This window comes from Laceyella putida (genome assembly GCF_042665195.1).
GTDB lineage: Bacteria > Bacillota > Bacilli > Thermoactinomycetales > Thermoactinomycetaceae > Laceyella > Laceyella putida.
The window spans coordinates 1-17,693 of record NZ_JBHTBW010000008.1 but is presented as its reverse complement, the minus strand read 5'-3'; the positions used below and the strand labels follow the sequence as shown (position 1 = coordinate 17,693).

Below are 17,693 nucleotides of genomic sequence, written 5' to 3'. Positions count from 1 at the left end.
TTTGGACATATTCTACATTCGGATATAACTGCATATATTTTAAACCATCACAATGAAAGGAGGAAATAGTGATGTCCGACAGCTTTGTAGCACGTTCCTTAGACGAAATTCGATTTTGGTCTCGGATTATGAAGGAACACGCTCTCTTTCTTCGACTAGGCTTTAGATGCGAAGATACTCAACTTATTCAGGAAGCTAATTATTTTTTTGCTTTGTTTGAACAAATCGAAGATCAATCAAACACATTTACATTAGAAGCAGATCCACAAACCATAATAAACTTTAACACTGAAGTTTATAATGCAGCTTCAGGAATTTGGGTCTTTAAGAGAAAGGTTTTGGGGCTTGTTTTGCGTTGTCAGCTTCCAGGTCAGAATAATTTTCCTTTGTTAATTGACCATGTAAGCAGAGAAGCCAATTACTTTAGAAATCGGTTAAGAGAACTTAATACAGGAACTTTGGAACCGTTACCGGACGCTATCATAGATGAAAACGTATTTTTCTTACGCATTATGGCGGACCATGCTAAGTTTATTGGCCATTTACTCGATCCATCTGAACGGAAACTGGTGGCGCAAGCTAGAGAATTTAGTCACGACTTTGACCAACTATTGTTCCAAGCAAAAGATTTAGAATCGATGCGACCTCAATCCCAAACCTATCCGCTGTTAGATCAATTTTTAGATCAAAATCGAGTATCGGTAAAGTCCCTACGTGATTTCAAAAAAACAGCACGGGAATTAATTGAAGCGTGCCGAATCAAAAGCATTATTCATCCTTTATTAGCGGATCATGTTTTTCGTGAAGCAGAAAGGTTTCTTACGATTATTGATATGTTTGAAAAGCATTTAAATGCTCAAGCTCGTAAAAAGTAAATTGTTTATATGAGTAATCCCAATCCCCGTTTTTCCCTGAAGTCAGCTCGATATCCATTTATCTCTTATCATGACCTGTTTGCTATCTTCTCCAAACCTCCAGTTTGGTTTCCGAATGCCAACTAATAGGATAAAAAGTTGTACTAACCACTTTCCTTAATTGGAGGGTGTTTATTTTTTATAGAAGTTATTTCAAAAGTCGGTCAATGCACCACAAAATGAGCGCAAGTAGGCAAAACAATTGATAAAGCTCAGCTCGTCGTTCAAAACAAACAACCAAACGTCGGCAATTATCTATTCATGCAAAACAACGCTCGATTTTCCAGCGTTGTCGGTAGCTCGCACTAAGATCGTTAAAGAATTTATCTTTGTGAAGTTGTTTAATTACTAGATCCAATTCTTAAGAGATGGTCACATGCCGAAGCATGTGACCATCTCTTTTAGCCAATGAAGCGATTAAATAATGTTTGTTTTTTCACTTGGTATTCGTACGTGAGGTGCAGTTCCCGCACTTAACCGGATTTCGATTTTGTTTTGTTTATTAACGTTATTCAGGGGCTTAAACGCACTTTGGATACGTTTTTCAAGTTGTTGAATTTCACCTTGGAGATAGCCGTGTCGTATTCGTTGTTGAAAGCGCGAAGGGTGAGTTTGATGTTGTGTGTTGTTCATTCTCTCCCCTTCCTTCCGATTGACTTTCAAGGTCCATTCAGCGGAGTGAAAGGTGCCGTTAAGTACAGCCTTGATTGCACGGTATATCGAGGCCATCTATCCCGTGAAGCAAACTTCCTTCGGTTTACGAAGGCCCAATATATTATTTGACCCGTAACAATAGCGGATCTTGAATCATAAGCATATTTTGTCGAGGGGGATATTCGATGATCGGAGGATTTGACGAATTCACCCGTTGGACAATTGATTATCTTCGTACTGTTCTTCATGCTAGTTCCTGATTACGGAGCTGGCGCAACCTATTCATTTTATAAACGGAGGTAGTAAAAATGGATGATTTCAAAAAAGAACTTCAAAAGTTGGGCGTTGACGAAGAGTTCATGCAAGGCGAGGTGACGCCTTGGGAACATCAAGGCTACTACGATCCTGCTCTTGCTCAACAATGCGCTGGTCGACAATGCGCTGGTCGACAATGCTTCAATTGTACCCGCTGCTCTGGCCAATGCTTTGGTCGCTGTTTTGGCCAATGCTTTGGTCGCTGTTTTGGCCAATGCTTTGGCCGCTGCTTTGGCCAATGCTTCAATTGTCACCGATGCTTCAATTGCGGCAATTGCCGTGGTTGATTCCGCGGATCGTTTCTTAGCGGAAACCTTGGCTGTCTGAGGAGAAGAAGTCACCCCTGCACAGACATGTTTGGGCTGGCAGGGGTTCTTCTCTTATAAAATCAGACATAAGGGACAAATAGCAGTACATAAGATCCAGAGTGATGGTGCAGATTTGAGAACAGCTCTCGGTAAGGAGGAGCGGAATGACAAGTTTGAACCCTTCTATGCGTCTGAAAGTAAAAGGGGACACGTTTTTTCTCCCTGATCCAAACAGCGGTGTGTATTTTCGGAACAACTTAGTCTCGTTCCGTATGGAAGGCAGGACGATCCAACAGTGGATTGAAAAACTCATCCCCATGTTCAACGGGGAGAACACGTTGGATGAATTGACAAACGGATTGCCAGACCCATACCGGGACCGGGTGTATGAAATCGCTGAAATGTTGTACCAACACGGCTTTGTACGGGATGTGAGCCAAGACCGTCCGCATCAATTGCCGGATGTGGTTCTCAAAAAGTATGCTTCACAAATTGAATTCTTGGACAGTTTCGGCGGCTCGGGCGCGTATCGTTTTCAGTCCTATCGTCAGGCCAAAGTGTTGGCAGTCGGCTCCGGCCCGTTTTTTGTCTCGTTGGTTGCGGCCTTGTTCGAATCCGGATTGCCCCGGTTCCACGTGTTGATCACGGATTCGGTACAGACCAACCGGCAGCGGTTGGCGGAACTGGCGGCGCATGCCCGCAAAACGGACCCCGAGGTGGCGCTAGAGGAGGTCACCCTGCTGAAGAAGGAAGTGAGTTCCTGGTGGGAGGCTGTGCAGCCATTTCAGTCGATTTTGTATGTGTCGCAGGAGGGTGATATCGAGGAACTGCGGGTTCTTCATGCGTTTTGCAGGGAAGCGAAAAAGATGTTACTTCCCGCCATGTGTCTGCAACAGGTGGGTCTGGCGGGTCCGCTGGTGCATCCAGACTCAGAGGGATGTTGGGAATCGGCGTGGCGCCGCATACACCAATCCGCGCTTTGCAAAAACCCGCAGTTGCACACCTTCTCTTCCACAGCGGGAGCGATGTTGGCGAATGTGATCGTGTTTGAATTGTTTAAAACGGTTACGGGTATAACCGAAACCGAAGGGAAGAATAAATTCTTCCTGCTGGATCTGGAGACGTTGGAAGGAACCTGGCATTCGTTCATGCCCCATCCGCTCGTAACCGGAAATGCGTCGGCCGAATGGGTGGAAGATCTCGATTTGCGGCTCGAACGGAGTGCGGGCAGAAGAGAGTCTAACGGATTGTTTCCTTATTTCAGCCTGTTGACATCTTCAGAAACAGGGATTTTTCATGTTTGGGAGGAGGGAGAATTGAAGCAGCTTCCGTTGGCTCAGTGCCGCGTTCAGGCAGCCGACCCGCTGTCGGAGGGACCGGCTGAGCTGTTGCCGGACATTGTCTGTACAGGTCTGACGCATGAGGAGGCGCGGCGGGAGGCGGGGCTGGCCGGGATTGAAGCGTATGTGTCGCGAATGGTCGGGCTGCTTGTAGAGGATGGCATGGTAGAACCGCAGGAATTTGTCGGCGTCGGAGCGGGGGAAACCGTTGCGGAAGGCGTTTGCCGCGGATTGGAAAAGTGTTTGGATGATGAGTTGGGCAAGCAACAGGTGGATCAGAAGTCCCCTGTCTTTCGTGTGCAATTGAGTGCGGTAGAAGATGAACGTTGCCTGTTTTATTTGCAGGCATTGACCACAATGCAAGGGGCACCGATGATCGGCTTGGGAGAGGAAGTGTCCGGATTCCCTGTGGTGTGGGTGGGTACAAGCGGCCGCTGGTATCGCAGTGTAGGCTTGAATGTGACAATCGCGCTCAGGAAGGCGTTGCAACAGGCTCTGCTGAAGGCACAAAACCAAGCGGCGTGCCTCACGACGCAAGCGTTGGGGGCATCAACCGTACTACTTGAAGAAAAGGTGCCGCAAAGCCTTGTGATCCCCGCGTGTGAAGAGGCGGCACAATCGGAGGTCTTGCAGTCCGCCTTGCAGGTCTTGAAACGGAACGGCAAGCGGCTTTTGGTCTTAGATCTGGCGCTGGAACCGTTTTTGAAAGAAGGACTGGCAGGAGTGTTTGGCGTGTTGTTGCGAGAGGAGGAATCCCGGTGAGTGCTGTTGTGGCGGTGGTCGGAGAAGGACTGTTGGCGGACTTCGTATGTGGAGAACTGTCCGCCCAATTCCATGTCGTTCGTCAGACCGATTTGGAGGCGGGAGTACCGGAAGCGGCGGATTTGGTTTTGGTGTTGCACGATGCCTGGCATCCCTCCGTTCATCACAAGGCGGAAGAGGTGTTGCAACCAACTGGCATCCCTTGGCTACGTGGCTTCGTTTCATTTGGCGAGGGTGTGGTCGGGCCGCTGGTTCGCCCGGGTACGCCGGGGTGCTCCCAGTGTGCGGATTGGCGACGCCTCATGGCGGGCCGCGACCGCAAGGAGATGTTGGAGCTGCAGCAGAGGCTGGCAGAGCACGGGGGAATGCCACGTGACGCGTGGGCATCGCGCACAGGGCTTTTGCAGGTGGCTCACCTGATCGTAGCGGAGGCGCAGAGAGTGTTGCAAGGCAGACGGGCCCACTTGGAAGAACGGGTGTTTTTCATCAACCTGAAAACGCTAAAGAGCACACGTCACTTCTTTCTGCCCGATCCGCTGTGCCGGGTTTGTGGTCGATTGCCCAACGATTCACCGACAGCGGCCCGAATAACGCTTTCACCAAGTCCGAAGATCAGCGCCGACAGTTACCGCTGCCGTCCGATGGATGACTTGAAGGAAGTGCTCGTTAAAGACTATCTGGATTACCGGACTGGCCTTTTGAATGGGAAAATGCGTGACCTCATGTCACCGTTTGCCGATGCGAGTGTGAATCTGCCACTGTTCACGGGGGATGAAGGATCAGCAGGTCGGACTCATTCTTATGCAGTAAGCGAGTTGACGGCCATCTTGGAGGGATTGGAGCGGCATTGCGGTCTGGGCCCCCGTGGCAAACGAGCGGTGATCCACGACAGTTACCGCAATCTGGGGGATCAAGCGCTCAACCCCGTCAAGGTAGGGGTGCACGCGAAGGAACAGTATGCGCGGCCTGGTTTTCCGTTCAAAGAGTTTGATCCTGACCGACCCATGGATTGGGTATGGGGCTATTCGTTTTTAGAGGAGCGCCCGATTCAGGTTCCGCAGTTGCTCGCTTATTACAGCTTGGGCTGTGGGGATGGCTTTGTCTATGAAACTTCCAATGGATGCGCGTTAGGCGGAAGTTTGGAAGAGGCCATTTTCTACGGTATTTTGGAAGTGGTGGAACGCGATTCATTCCTGATGACTTGGTACGCGCAACTGCCTCTCCCACGCCTTGATCCTTATTCCGCCGACGACCAAGAATTGCGGTTGATGGTCGACCGTTTGAAGGCGGTGGCGGGCTATGATCTGTATTTGTTTAACGCGACGATGGAGAACGGGATTCCAAGCGTTTGGGCGTTGGCGAAAAACAGGAAACAAAAGGGAGTGAATCTCATCTGTGCGGCCGGAGCTCATCCGGACCCGTTGCGGGCGGTGAAAAGCGCGATTCACGAGTTGGCTGGCATGATGCTGACGCTTGACGAGAAATTTGAGGCGAACCGGGAGAAGTATGAGCGAATGCTCCATGATCCGTTCTTGGTACGGCAGATGGAGGACCATTCCATGCTGTACAGTTTGCCGCAAGCAGAGGAGCGCCTGCAATTTTTGCTGGATGAAAATCGTCCGTTGCGTACGTTTGACGAGGAATTTAAATGGAAGGCAAGGCATGCGGACCTGACCGATGATCTGAAGGACATTCTCCAGGTGTTCCGCCGATTGAACCTTGAGGTGATCGTGGTGGACCAGACGACACCGGAAATCTTGCGCAACGGACTGCATTGCGTGAAAGTGTTGATTCCGGGGATGTTGCCGATGACGTTCGGACACCACCTTACCCGCGTGACAGGGCTTAAGAGGGTGCTACGTGTACCGGTGGAACTCGGGTATGCGAAGCAACCATTGACGCTCGAACAGCTCAATCCACATCCGCATCCGTTTCCATAAGTCGTGCCTAGGAGGAAGAAGGATGAGTCTGGAGGCATTTCTGTATAATCTGCATTTTGACATCGACAAGATCCAACCGCCGGACTGGGAGGTGGATTGGGAAGACGCGCCTCTTACGTATAAGCTTTACCGTGGCTTGCCTGTGGTTCCGTTTTCACCGGAAGTGCCGCTGACGCTCGAAGGACGGGAAGAGCCTGTGAAGCCCGATCTTCGCGGAATCGGTCATTTTCTCTGGTATGTATACGGGCTCACTCAATGCTGCCAGACAGTAAATGCCTTGGATTCCTCGGAACAAGCGGTGGACCTGATGCAGTCGTACCGGCGGTTTGTTCCCTCCGGTGGGGCGTTGTATCCAAACGAATTATATATGTATCTGAAAATGGAGGATTTGCCTGCCGGGGTGTACCATTATGATGTGGCACATCACCGCTTGGTATTGTTGCGCGAAGGCGATTTCGATTCATATCTAGCCCGGGCTCTTGGCAATCAATGTGATGTGTCGGCTTGTTTTGGTACGGTTTTTGTGTCGACCATGTTTTGGAAAAATTTCTTTAAATACAATAGCTTTGCCTACCGTCTGCAAGGGCTGGATGCTGGCGTGCTGATCGGGCAGTTGCTGGAAGTGGCGAAACGGTTTGGCTTCGCATCGGGGGTGTGCTTCCAGTTTCTTGATCGGGCCGTTAACCATCTGCTCGGGCTGTCTGAACAGGAGGAGAGCGTGTATGCGGTTATTCCGCTGTCGGTGGAGCCTGCGATCGCTTGGTTTGCTAACGGGAATGGTGGAGCCGGGGATGTCTCCGCCACTGAATTGTGCCGGGAGTTGACAGAGGTTCATCATGATCATCACGTCCGGTCGCTGAGGATCAAGGAGTATCCGATGCTGATCAAGATGAACGAATCGTCCATGCTGGAATCATTGGGATCGTTTCGACAAATCGCAGGGGAGAAGAACGGGAACTGTGAGGGTCAGGCGGTGGCCCTGCCACACGTGAACCAGTTGTCGTATGATCTGGCGTCGGTCTGCCGAAAGCGGCATTCACCGGGGATGGATTTCGTTTTGGGCAAGGTAAGCCAACTGCAACTGGCCACTCTGCTCAAAGAGGCGACGGCTTCCTTCTCGTATCGAAATGATTTGGATGGAGCACAAGAGAAGCCCGAGTCCCGTGTCTCACTGTATGGCTGTTTGTATGGCGTTGAAGGCATTCCGGATGGTGCTTACCACTATGACAGCGCTGCTCATGCATTGCGGAGGGTACGTCTCGGAGATCATCGGCTCTGGTTGCAAGAGGGAATGTCTTTGCACAATGTCAATCTGTTCCAAGTGCCGCTCTGCCTGCATGTGGCAGGGGATCGGGATCACCTCAAAACGGCACTGGGGTACAGAGGATATCGCATCCAACAGATGGAAGCGGGTATGCTCGTGCAGCGTTTACTGCTGGCGGCGTCTGCCATCGGGATGGGGGGGCACCCGCTCCTTGGATTTGAAGCGAGCTTGTGTGATGAGATCTACCAGTTGGCTTCGCAAGGAAAAACCAGCTTGATCCAAATCCCGGTCGGTCCCTATCGTCTTGGCTCCCGATTGGTGGGAAGTGTGCATGGCTAGGGGTGCAAATCAATGAGTGACCAATATCCTTAACACAGTCGAACCTTTGACTCCCTTTTTGAAAATGAAGTTGGTGTCTTGTAGGTAATATATCCTTCTCATCCATAAATGGGCAGTAACTTTTTAACTTGCGGAATGGCTACACGTACATCCCAGCCAGAAAAGAATTGCAATAAATCCTTCACATGTTCAAGAAAACATCATATATCTGCATCTTGGTGAATACGAAAGCGCTATTCTTTCTATTGGAATATAGGAAAGGATAGCGTTTTGTAGTGAATTTCCGATTCAACATGAGTCGCTGGAAGTGACGAGCAGCATCGCCAGTTTGATCAAGGAGCGCTCATTCCGCTCGCCCCACCACACGGTATCCACCGCGGGCTTGGTCGGAGGCGGAACCGTGCTCTAGCCGGGGGAAGTGAGCCTGGACCATCGCGTCGTGGGGTAATTGGACAAGTTGCCAGTTTCCCATATTTAGAAGGTTGGGAAGTCACCTTGGGCCGGGCGCGCGCCGTGCTGACTTTTCCCGCCGAGCTGATGCTGGTGGCTTCGATGAATCCCTGTCCGTGCGTGTAGTAACTTTGGAGAATAGGAACTCTGCAATCACTGAAGCTTCCTGCCTTCCTCGCTCGTTTATTTTGGTGTCTACTATAATCTTTCTAACCAGAGAGGTTACAATCTCCTGTGGAGAAAATTGTTGGGGTTGTGAAGCAGGCGGTGAATGAGGAGAGTAGAGAGGTATTGATTAAAATGATTGATTAGAATAATAAAGGATTTGAAAGTGGCATTTTTGATTAAAAAGGGCTTTCGGTATTATACCGAAGGCCTATTTATTGGAATTTATTTAGGGTGGAGTAGCGAGCATCTAGGTCTTTTAATTCGTTTTTGTTCTCCTCATTATCAAGGATGTGTTGAAACTCTTTTACACTCTGAACATCACTGTAATCCGCTGTTTCAATAGTGTTCAATAGTCGATAAGCGCGGCTTTTCGCATGAGCAAATTTTAATAATTTGGAAACATAAATCTCTTTTTGCCAAAACCCTGAGGGAAAATCGAACAGGGAAAACAAGAAGCTCTGCTTAGAGAAATAGGTGAAAGAGTTAGGGTACAGAATTTAGGTTGAACTACTTGTTCTTATCTGTATACAAACGTAATAGCTTTTCAGTTGAAGGAAATGCAAGTTTATTCCAAGGGATATCATCAAAATAGAAAAAACAACCTTTTTTACTTTCAATGTTAACAATCACTTCTTCATTATCAGCAATCGCTTCGTAGATCAATTGGATAAGTCCATCTTCAGGAGAAGAGAATGTACTGATAATTTCATGAACTTCTACAGAAAGGCCTGTTTCTTCTTTTACCTCATTTTTTATTGTTTCAAAAAGATCATGTCCACGTTCAACATGTCCTCCTGGAAATGCCCATAAGCCTTTCCCAGGCTCTTCGTCTCTTTGAAGAAGTAATACTTTGTTTTTTTCTCTATTTAAAACCACTGCCACTACTACCAGCTTTGGATCTAAGTAGAAGACAAATTGACAATTATGACAAAGTAGTTGAGGTTGGTTGGGAATATGTAAGTCTTCTAATGAAAAATGGTGCCCGCATCTACGTTTGCAATTCAAATTGGATTGGAACTTTTAGCGGTTGAGAGAGGTGACTCCGTCTTAAACAATTTTCTGTATAATCGAACACATGATGCCCCTTTTTTTAAGGCTTCAAACAAATCTGAAGGGTCATCCGAAACAGTTACAATCACGATTTTGACATATGGAAAACGCTCTTTAATAATCCCTGTTGCTTGAAGACCATTCAGTATGGGCATGTTAATATCCATCAAAATAACATCAGGCATGGTTTGTTCAGTCAGTTGAATCACTTCTTGTCCATTTGTAGCTTCTCCTACGATTTCAAAAGCTGGATCACTCTCTATAATCATTCGCATCGCTTTGCGAGCATGTTCGTGATCATCTCCGATCACAAGTCGATACGGAACATTCATTTAACTGTCTCCTTTGCGAATGACTAACTTCGTTTTCCCTTGCTGTCGTGAAAAAGATAAAGTCGCTTTCATTTCACTCATTCGTTCCTGCATAATTCTCAGCCCAAAGCGATGAGGTTGTTGAAACGGATTTCCAGCATATCCTTGGCCATTATCTTCGACTTCCAAAACCCAGCCGCATTCAGTAGGACGAAGTATAATGGCGACTTGTGTGGCATGGGCGTGTTTTTGGATATTTGTTAATGCTTCCCGGATGCAAGCAAACAGTTCAATTTTTTCTTTGGCTGTCAGCTCAGTTTCTTCCAATTCCAAGTGTAGAGCTACTGAAACTCCAGTATCTAAACGAAACTGCTCCACCAACTCTTGGACACGAACCTTCCACTCCATAGTTGGAGTGGGAGCAGGGGTACTTTTTAGATTGGAAATCGAGTGACGAACATATTCATGAATTTGCCGTAAACTTTTATCTAACTCTTCCCATTCCTGATCACTTGGTTGCTTCTGTTTCATTTGGTTGACTTGGACTGAACATAAGAACAAAGATTGGGCAATTCCATCATGTAGCTCACGGGCAATCCGTTCTCGCTCTTGTAATACTGCTTTCTCTGCTCGCTCTTTTTTCAGTTGCTCTTGTAGCTGTTCGTATCTCCTAAACAATCGAACGAGAAGTGTCATGGTAACAAAGAAGACAATAACAGGTGATAACCAGTTTCCAAGCTCCATGGAAATATAAGAAAGTAGAAATTCGTGACGCACATATTCCCATAGTCCAATGACAATGGTGGGAATGATGAGAATCAACCATTTAATTTGTTTATCAGACATGTCTATCACTCCTTGTGTATAGATGTCTACGAAGTGAGAAAGCCGATTTCTAACCCACAGAGGCTAGAATTCGGCTTCTTTTATTCTTTTATGATGAAGGAATCGACTGGATCTCTTGAACCATGTGATCATATTCCGGCTTAATTCCATCAAATTCCTTTGCAATTTTTCCGGATGCATCGATGTCGTAAAAGCTTCTTCCGTGCTTAACACCCTTTTTCATCTTGGTCAGTTCTTGTCCAAAATTATTCTTGGCCAACTCTTGGATTTGCTGAAAAGAGTAACCAGTTAGATAATGAGAGGCTTGAAGATCAACTGAGTATTTCTTAGCAAAGTCCTTCAACACTGCTGGAATTACATCCAACTAAAGCAACAAAAGAACAAGACATCAAGAGCAGGAAACTTCTCTGCTACTTTTTCATTGTTCTTCTCTCCAAACTGGTTTTGTTATGTTCCACAATCAAGTGTAACAAGACTTGGACTTTCAAACGATCGAGCTATGAAGTGTGTCATTTTATGAACAGTACTCATCAAAAAGAGACTCTTGAATAGAGTCCCGGTGAAATAAAAGGAAGGTATATATCTTGGGTTCCCACAGCCATATCAAAATCTGAATTTATTCTCTGTGAGTCGTGAGTAAAAAAGTTTTCCGTAGTGTGGTTGATCGTGTTATTTCCAACGAATGTGGGTCTCTTTAACTCTATATCAAAACCGGTATCTTCTCCATAGCTCAATAGAGCCATTTTCTCTTGACTCACATTTTGATGCAAAAGGGCTATTGGATACTCTTTTGCTTTTCTATTGGGTAAAAGTAGATTTTATCATTCAACCTGAAAAATGAACGAGGTTTAGAAATGAATTTTCAAACAGAACGAAACGAAAAACGAGCTTTATGGTTTATTACGTTATCGAGCCTTTTGATGTTACTTGGACTGTTGGTTCTCTACCAATATCCAAAGGGTGTTCATGCTTTTTTTACAAGGTGAGTCACTAATCGAAACAGCTTCCCTTATGCAGTTCACAATTTAGACATAAACAATAGCCCTTTAGAGTCATGGCTTTTCTCCTATTAGATTCTATACTCACATAGGGAAATATTAATTCGACAAAGGAGGGAAACTCACTCATGGCTACATCAGCTCAAACAGTGCAAGATCATCCATCGAATCCAAAAGAAGAGCAAGGGAAAGTGAAACAATTATATAGTGCGATTTGGCGTTGGCACTTTTATGCAGGGATCATCTTTGCACCATTTATCGTCATGTTGTCGATTACAGGAGCGATTTATCTATTTAAGACACAAATAGAAAACTGGATGTACCAAGATTTTTACTATATCCAAGCTGGACAACAGAAAGTTCAACCGTCTGCACAGTTGGCAGAAGTGAAGAAGGCTTATCCAAAGGGAACTATTACTAGCTATCAACCTAGCTTTGAAGCAAATCGAACCTCACAAGTAGGCGTTCAAAACAGTAAACAATCTTTTACTGTTTTTGTGAATCCTTATGATGGCAAGATTGTGGGACAACTAAACGATGAAGATCGTTTGATGGGTAAAATTGAGAAACTTCACGGAGAACTCATGGTGGGAACGGTTGGGGACCGCTTGGTTGAACTCGCTGCTTGTTGGGCAATTATTCTTCTTATTACAGGTATTTATCTCTGGTGGCCACGCGAACGAAAAGCATTGTATGGAATCCTGATCCCTCGTCTATCCAAAGGAAAACGCTTGTTTTGGAGAGACATGCACGCCGTAACAGCCTTTTGGTTATCTGCATTTGTAGCTTTACTCATTATTACAGGCTTACCTTGGTCAGGTTTGATGGGAGATATGATTAATCGAGTTGCTACTGCTACTCATACAGGGTATCCTCCTTTCCTGTGGGGAGCCAAGCCTGAGTCCACGATTCCAACAAAAGATGTTGCCAAAGTAGCATGGGCAGCAGAACAATTACCTGTTCCAAGTTCATCTTCTGGAATTCAACCGATTTCAGTAGAACAAGTGATGAAAATTACGGAAGAGAAGAAAGTTTATCCAGGTTATAACATCAACTTCCCTGAAGGAGAAAAAGGAGTATATACCGTTTCTGTCTACCCAGATCAACCAGAAAATCAAGCCACTATCCATATCGATCAATACAGCGGAAAAGTGCTGGCAGACTTACGCTTTAAAGATTATGGTCCTTTAGCAAAAGTGATTTCCATTGGTATTGCGTTACATGAAGGACATTACTTTGGGTTTTTCAACCAAATTCTAGGACTCGTCACATGCTTGGGATTAATTGCTGTTGCCGGAAGTGGGCTTGTGATGTGGTGGAAACGGAGACCTCAAGGGAAATTAGGTGCTCCATCTCTACCGAAAAACTTTAAAATGATGAGATGGGTAGCAATCATTATTATTGCTCTTGGTGTGTTGTTTCCGCTCGTCGGTGTCTCTCTAATCATTGCGCTTTTGTTGGACTTTCTTGTCGTCAGAAAGATTCCAAAGGTGAAACAGTGGGTAGGGTAATGGAAGTGAAAAGCATCAGACACACTCCAAATAAAACTAAAAATCCCTATTTATTGATGAACCCTCTTGCGTTATTTGCGGAATGGATTTATATTAGAACCTGATTTCATTCATGATTATCGCAAATGGTGGTTAAATTGATCGATACGATACTTGAACCGCACGGAGAAGTGGATCCTGAAGAGATTCAGGAGAATATCAGGCAATGCATCTGTCTGGAGCTGCTCGTCGCTTTTTTGGAAAAAGACAAGCCGCTGACCAAACCGATGCACACCGGATGGATTTTTGCGCAATTTATGGATGCGGTCATCCAAATGATCCGGGATGACCTCACAGCCATGAGAGAGGATTTGCAGGCCAACGGCGCGGAAATTCTGTCCGTAACGCAGGACACGCTCGGCCGCAGCGTCAAATTTGTGGTCGGCGGCCAAGTTTATGAACAGCGTTATCTTAACGAGTCTATCCGTGTGGAATGCGACGAATTGCTTCGGATGATTCTGGGACTGAAATGACGCCGGTAAGGATCTGCAAGGTATCTTGTCATCAAAAAAAAGCCCGTTACCGGTTGGGGAATGGACTGTCGACGATTTGTCAGCACTCTCAACGAGTCATATCTGGCTCGTTTTTTATTTTGTCCATTTCCACCGATTACCTATTGACTTAATATAATATTGTAGACATATAATTTAAAATTGTCAGACTAAAAACTATTTGTTCAACTTTTTGTGGAAGTGGATATCTACACTAAAGAGCCGTAAAGGCTCACCGACCATGGAATATGTAGTGGACTTGTCTTGTGGGATAGCCTTAGCTCTTTTGTTGGATCAGGTGGTAGCCAGTGCGGAGATACAGGGGTTGCTACACATGCCCATCAAGTTAAGGAAAAAGAGTTAACATGAAGAAGGTTATGGAAGAAAAAGGTTTTTTGTAATATGATGAACAATTATTTTCCTCCTGTATGAGGAGAATCCGAGTTCTTTTTAATTTCCAACCCCATATACTGTAGTGAAAAAAGATGGATATAAAGCGTTGGTAAATTTACTAGCAAGCGCTTTATATACTTAAAAAAGAATACCAAAAAAAGAACCCTGTGCAAGTTGCAAAGGGTGCTCATATTGTAAGCATCCGCCACCATCGCGTATAAGCAAAGAATAGATACTCACCTAGGGAAACATAGGTAAGTATCTTATTGTTGATGCCACTTTAATTAAACGGAGGAATCGGCGTGGGATACTTTGTTAGTGTAGAACCAGGCGTAAGTATATATGTGGAAGATATAAACCCCGGTGGCAGCAAGACCATAGTGTTTTTACATGGTTGGCCGTTAAGCCATAAACAGTTTGAGTATCAGTTTGATGTTCTTCCCACAATGGGATACCGCTGTATAGGAATTGACTGGAGAGGGTTCGGTAAGTCGGATAAACCAATGAGTGGCTACAATTATGACCGATTGGCAGATGACATACGCACTGTAGTTGGTGCACTTCAATTAGACAACTTCACACTCGTGGGTCACTCCACAGGTGGAGCGATTGCGATTCATTATATGGCCCGTTACAATGGTTACGGAGTATCCAAACTTGTCCTTGTAGACGCTGCGGCTCCCATAGGCTTTACAAAAGAAACTGCTAATAAACTCCTTACTGAAGCATTAAATGACCGACCTAAGATGATGCGGGGAATCATAGACACCTTTTTCTTTCAGTATATAACCGGCCCATTCTCAGACTGGTTTTTTCAATTGGGATTACAAGCAGCAGGTTGGTCAACCGCGGCAATCATCATTTTACTAAGAGATGAGAAGCTTGATGCTGATCTGCAAAAAATATTTGTCCCTACTTTAATCATTCACGGCATTCACGACCAAGTGATTCCATTTGCACAAGCTCGGGAACTAAATCAAAAAATAAGAAATTCACAGCTTGTCCCGTTTCAATACAGCGGTCATGGCGCTTTCTGGGAAGAACGTAACAAGTTTAACCAGCTATTGATACAATTTATTGGCTGATCGTTCTCTTTAGCTACAAAAATAAAACAGCCCCAGAATTTTCACTTCTGAGGCTGTTTTATTTTTGTCCGAGGGGTATAGGTACCCCTTGTTATTGTTTGAGGTTTCAGGGCCAGTGCCCAACCCTTTCAGAGCAAACAATCAATGGTGATATATATGATGTGAATATCATCATGTAAAAAGAGCGATCAAGAAATGTTTGCCGTGATGCTTAGCAATAGAGAAGATGTCTTACTATTTGCAGAAACATTACAAATCGCATCCGAGAGTCTAAAAAGGGAAATCAAGAAAGAGAAAATGATTCGGTTTTGATGACATTTTAGATACAGATAGTTCAATTGATGTTCCTTTCATCATTTAAAGTGAGGTAGGATATCCCTTTTAGGGATAGGCGATATGTGGGTGAACTAGCACCAAGGAATTCTTTTAAAAAAAACAGGTGAAAGGGACTTATAAAACACCTTTCTCTTGCGCTTTTTTAGCTGCTTTTAAGCGGTCATGAACATCTAATTTAGAGTAGATACTGGAGATATAATTTTTTACGGTTCCTTCAGAGAGAAATAATTTCTCGGCGATTTCTTTATTATGAAGTCCGTCAGCCAAGCATTGTAAAACCTCTACCTCTCGTTCGGTTAGACCGAATTTGGTACGCTCTTTCTTGGGGATGTTTGTTTCGGGTGTAAGGGAGTTCATATTAATCTGTGATACCAGTAGTTTTGCGATATCTTGTGGAATCAGAGTTTCTCCTTTCCAAACCAAACGAATCCCTGCCGCCAAATCTTTCGGATGAATCGCTTTTAATAGATATCCTTCTGCTCCTATGCTTAATGCATCGACTACATATTGAACTTCTTGAAATGTAGTTAAAATGATGACTCGAATGTGTGGCCATTGCTGTTTAATGCGTTTGGTTGCCTCTACACCGTTCATGACGGGCATATGAATATCCATTAAGACGACATCAGGCTGTTCCGATGCACAAAGCTCCACGGCAATTTCTCCATTTTCAGCAAGGCCAACCACTTCAATATCCGGTTCCATATTTAATACGATCGATAAACTTTCCCTGATTAACTCTTGATCATCTACTAGTAGTAGTCGCATGTTCATTTTCACCTCCGATTGGTAGGGAACAAATGATTGTCATTCCTTTTCCCGGTTCTGCTTGTACCTGAAGCTCTCCGTTAAGAGATCGTAATCGTTCTTTCATCGTAGTTAATCCAAATCCATATTTGATTACCTCTGCACCCACTCCATCATCTGAGACGGTTAATAGAATCCGCTGTGGTAAAAACTGCAATTTCACCTGAATCATCATTGCTTGACCATGCCGCTTCGCATTGGTCAATGATTCCTGAAGGCAGCGTATCAACGTCCAACGGATGGGTTTGGAGACTTCGTATTCTTTTCCTTTGATCTCAATTCGCGTTTGCGCTCCCGTATGGAGTGAAAATTCATTGGCTAACAAAGTCATCTGGATCGACAGGGAAGAAGTTTTTTCATCTGCGATTTGATGAATGTTTTGCCGTACTTCTTCTAAACCCTTTCGCATTACCTCTCGTAAAACATCTAGCTTTTCTTTTGCTTTTTCGGGAGAGGATTCGATCAAATAGGATACGGCATCCATACCCATGATGACAGAGGTGAATGTATGACCAACGGTATCATGAAGTTCACTCGCCATTCGGTTTCGCTCTTCAACAATCGCCATTTTCTCAATTTGCTTTGTATATTGGACAAGCGCTTTGTTTTTCTCTTGGATCAGTCGATACTGTTCTTCATTTTCTAGTAACAATTTTTTTGTTTGTTGCTCAGAGTCGATCATGCGATGGAAAACGTAAGAATATCCGAAAGTGATGAAGCAGTAGATTCCAAAAAAAGAAGTATGCATATAAATTGACTTCTTTCTGATACCAGCCAATGATAATAATGAATAGAAGCAACAAGGATAGGCTCCATGTCACATTTCTTTTCGGTCCGATAAAGCCGAGTTGCAAACAATATAATGGAAGTAAGTGTGAGAATCGTAGGTCGATTGTAAAACAAAAGATCAGTAAGGTGATGATTACCAGTATCTCGACCCAATACGCGTACATGTGATGAACAATCTTGGGGTTCCAGAAAATGTGTGAAATAAAGAAAGAAAATATGAGCCAACCCAGTGTAAATCCATAGGGGAGACCTGTTAATGAAAGCCAATAGGGATATCCTTTCAGAGGAATCAATGTTCCTGGATCAGTATGCATTGATAAATAAAAATAAAGATAAAATAAAGTGCGCATAGAAACAGTCATCCAATCAAACCAATGCCACTCTCTTCTTATTCCATCCATTAAGATCCCTCCTTCACTTGAATCCCTACACACATTATCACATTTCTTTTCTTCTATTATAAGTGAATCAGGTCATAAATAAATTATGACTAGGGCGTGTCTGGTGAATGATTAATTGAGCCACATGATCAAGGAAATCAAGGTAATGGCAGCACAAAAATAAACCGCCCGTTTTTCATAAC

16 protein-coding genes and 1 pseudogene are annotated in these 17,693 nt (G+C 44.8%); 9 read left to right on the top strand and 8 right to left on the bottom strand.

The window, feature by feature from the left end; translation table 11 throughout:
* The first annotated feature begins 71 nt into the window (after positions 1-71).
* Entirely contained in the window at positions 72-875 is an 804-nt protein-coding gene (locus tag ACFQNG_RS03800) for a DUF2935 domain-containing protein (RefSeq protein WP_379863529.1), read from the top strand.
* Positions 876-1,331: 456 nt separating this feature from the next.
* Here ACFQNG_RS03800 and ACFQNG_RS20955 read toward each other — a convergent pair whose 3' ends face one another.
* Together ACFQNG_RS20955 and ACFQNG_RS20950 are read right to left on the bottom strand one after the other, a co-directional pair.
* Positions 1,332-1,547 (bottom strand): hypothetical protein, encoded by a 216-nt coding sequence (locus ACFQNG_RS20955; protein WP_452233310.1) that lies wholly within the window; start codon positions 1,545-1,547, stop codon positions 1,332-1,334.
* A gap of 308 nt (positions 1,548-1,855) precedes the next feature.
* Entirely contained in the window at positions 1,856-2,224 is a 369-nt protein-coding gene (locus ACFQNG_RS20950; RefSeq protein ID WP_452233309.1) for a hypothetical protein, read from the bottom strand.
* Positions 2,225-2,355: 131 nt separating this feature from the next.
* On the opposite strand from ACFQNG_RS20950, the gene ACFQNG_RS03785 reads away from it, so the two are divergent.
* The 5 genes from ACFQNG_RS03785 to ACFQNG_RS03765 all read left to right on the top strand — a co-directional run bounded on the left by ACFQNG_RS03785 (position 2,356) and on the right by ACFQNG_RS03765 (position 8,412).
* Positions 2,356-4,293: a putative thiazole-containing bacteriocin maturation protein gene (locus ACFQNG_RS03785; protein WP_379863527.1), complete on the top strand. Its 1,938-nt coding sequence runs from the start codon at positions 2,356-2,358 to the stop codon at positions 4,291-4,293.
* Positions 4,290-6,233: a TOMM precursor leader peptide-binding protein gene (locus ACFQNG_RS03780; protein WP_379863526.1), complete on the top strand. Its 1,944-nt coding sequence runs from the start codon at positions 4,290-4,292 to the stop codon at positions 6,231-6,233. The genes ACFQNG_RS03785 and ACFQNG_RS03780 overlap by 4 nt, the downstream gene beginning before the upstream one ends.
* Positions 6,234-6,255: 22 nt before the next feature.
* Complete coding sequence (locus tag ACFQNG_RS03775) at positions 6,256-7,836, top strand: SagB family peptide dehydrogenase (protein WP_379863525.1); 1,581 nt, start codon at positions 6,256-6,258, stop codon at positions 7,834-7,836.
* A gap of 307 nt (positions 7,837-8,143) precedes the next feature.
* Positions 8,144-8,245, top strand: a complete 102-nt coding sequence (locus ACFQNG_RS03770) for an ATP-binding protein (RefSeq protein ID WP_379863524.1) — start codon at positions 8,144-8,146, stop codon at positions 8,243-8,245.
* A gap of 104 nt (positions 8,246-8,349) precedes the next feature.
* A complete protein-coding gene (locus ACFQNG_RS03765; RefSeq protein WP_379863570.1) occupies positions 8,350-8,412 on the top strand; it encodes an ATP-binding protein in 63 nt (20 codons plus the stop codon).
* Positions 8,413-8,961: 549 nt separating this feature from the next.
* Here ACFQNG_RS03765 and ACFQNG_RS03760 read toward each other — a convergent pair.
* The 4 genes and pseudogenes from ACFQNG_RS03760 to ACFQNG_RS03745 form a co-directional block, all read right to left on the bottom strand.
* Positions 8,962-9,336 carry an NUDIX domain-containing protein gene (locus ACFQNG_RS03760; RefSeq protein ID WP_379863523.1) on the bottom strand — a complete coding sequence of 125 codons (375 nt, stop codon included), beginning with the start codon at positions 9,334-9,336 and terminating at the stop codon, positions 8,962-8,964.
* 197 nt (positions 9,337-9,533) lie between these two features.
* Positions 9,534-9,836: pseudogene (locus tag ACFQNG_RS03755) on the bottom strand (response regulator); the annotation flags it as partial.
* Entirely contained in the window at positions 9,837-10,661 is an 825-nt protein-coding gene (locus ACFQNG_RS03750; RefSeq protein ID WP_379863522.1) for a sensor histidine kinase, read from the bottom strand. It abuts the pseudogene before it with no gap.
* 88 nt (positions 10,662-10,749) lie between these two features.
* The gene (locus ACFQNG_RS03745; protein ID WP_379863521.1) at positions 10,750-11,007 is read right to left on the bottom strand and encodes a thioredoxin domain-containing protein; all 258 of its coding nucleotides are present in this window, start codon (positions 11,005-11,007) and stop codon (positions 10,750-10,752) included.
* Between the two features lie 780 nt (positions 11,008-11,787).
* Here ACFQNG_RS03745 and ACFQNG_RS03740 point away from each other — a divergent pair.
* From ACFQNG_RS03740 to ACFQNG_RS03730, 3 genes are all read left to right on the top strand, one after another.
* Positions 11,788-13,170: a PepSY-associated TM helix domain-containing protein gene (locus ACFQNG_RS03740; protein WP_379863519.1), complete on the top strand. Its 1,383-nt coding sequence runs from the start codon at positions 11,788-11,790 to the stop codon at positions 13,168-13,170.
* A gap of 137 nt (positions 13,171-13,307) precedes the next feature.
* Positions 13,308-13,682 carry a YhjD family protein gene (locus tag ACFQNG_RS03735; RefSeq protein WP_379863518.1) on the top strand — a complete coding sequence of 125 codons (375 nt, stop codon included), beginning with the start codon at positions 13,308-13,310 and terminating at the stop codon, positions 13,680-13,682.
* 713 nt (positions 13,683-14,395) lie between these two features.
* Positions 14,396-15,178, top strand: coding sequence for an alpha/beta fold hydrolase (locus tag ACFQNG_RS03730; RefSeq protein ID WP_379863517.1), 783 nt, complete (start codon positions 14,396-14,398; stop codon positions 15,176-15,178).
* A gap of 450 nt (positions 15,179-15,628) precedes the next feature.
* Here the strand turns inward: ACFQNG_RS03730 and ACFQNG_RS03725 are convergent, their stop codons facing one another.
* Together ACFQNG_RS03725 and ACFQNG_RS03720 are read right to left on the bottom strand one after the other, a co-directional pair.
* Complete coding sequence (locus tag ACFQNG_RS03725) at positions 15,629-16,282, bottom strand: response regulator transcription factor (RefSeq protein WP_379863516.1); 654 nt, start codon at positions 16,280-16,282, stop codon at positions 15,629-15,631.
* Positions 16,260-17,069: a sensor histidine kinase gene (locus ACFQNG_RS03720; protein WP_379863515.1), complete on the bottom strand. Its 810-nt coding sequence runs from the start codon at positions 17,067-17,069 to the stop codon at positions 16,260-16,262. Before ACFQNG_RS03720 ends, ACFQNG_RS03725 begins: the two co-directional genes overlap by 23 nt.
* Positions 17,070-17,693: the final 624 nt, after the last annotated feature.

Bases quoted from the DNA above. Each gene is read 5' to 3' on its own strand.
- ACFQNG_RS03800 (WP_379863529.1), top strand. From the start codon at position 72: ATGTCCGACAGCTTTGTAGCACGTTCCTTAGACGAAATTCGATTTTGG.
- ACFQNG_RS03720 (WP_379863515.1), bottom strand. From the start codon at position 17,069: ATGCATACTTCTTTTTTTGGAATCTACTGCTTCATCACTTTCGGATAT.
- ACFQNG_RS03750 (WP_379863522.1), bottom strand. From the start codon at position 10,661: ATGTCTGATAAACAAATTAAATGGTTGATTCTCATCATTCCCACCATT.
- ACFQNG_RS03725 (WP_379863516.1), bottom strand. From the start codon at position 16,282: ATGCGACTACTACTAGTAGATGATCAAGAGTTAATCAGGGAAAGTTTA.
- ACFQNG_RS03740 (WP_379863519.1), top strand. From the start codon at position 11,788: ATGGCTACATCAGCTCAAACAGTGCAAGATCATCCATCGAATCCAAAA.
- ACFQNG_RS03785 (WP_379863527.1), top strand. From the start codon at position 2,356: ATGACAAGTTTGAACCCTTCTATGCGTCTGAAAGTAAAAGGGGACACG.
- ACFQNG_RS20955 (WP_452233310.1), bottom strand. From the start codon at position 1,547: ATGAACAACACACAACATCAAACTCACCCTTCGCGCTTTCAACAACGA.
- ACFQNG_RS03775 (WP_379863525.1), top strand. From the start codon at position 6,256: ATGAGTCTGGAGGCATTTCTGTATAATCTGCATTTTGACATCGACAAG.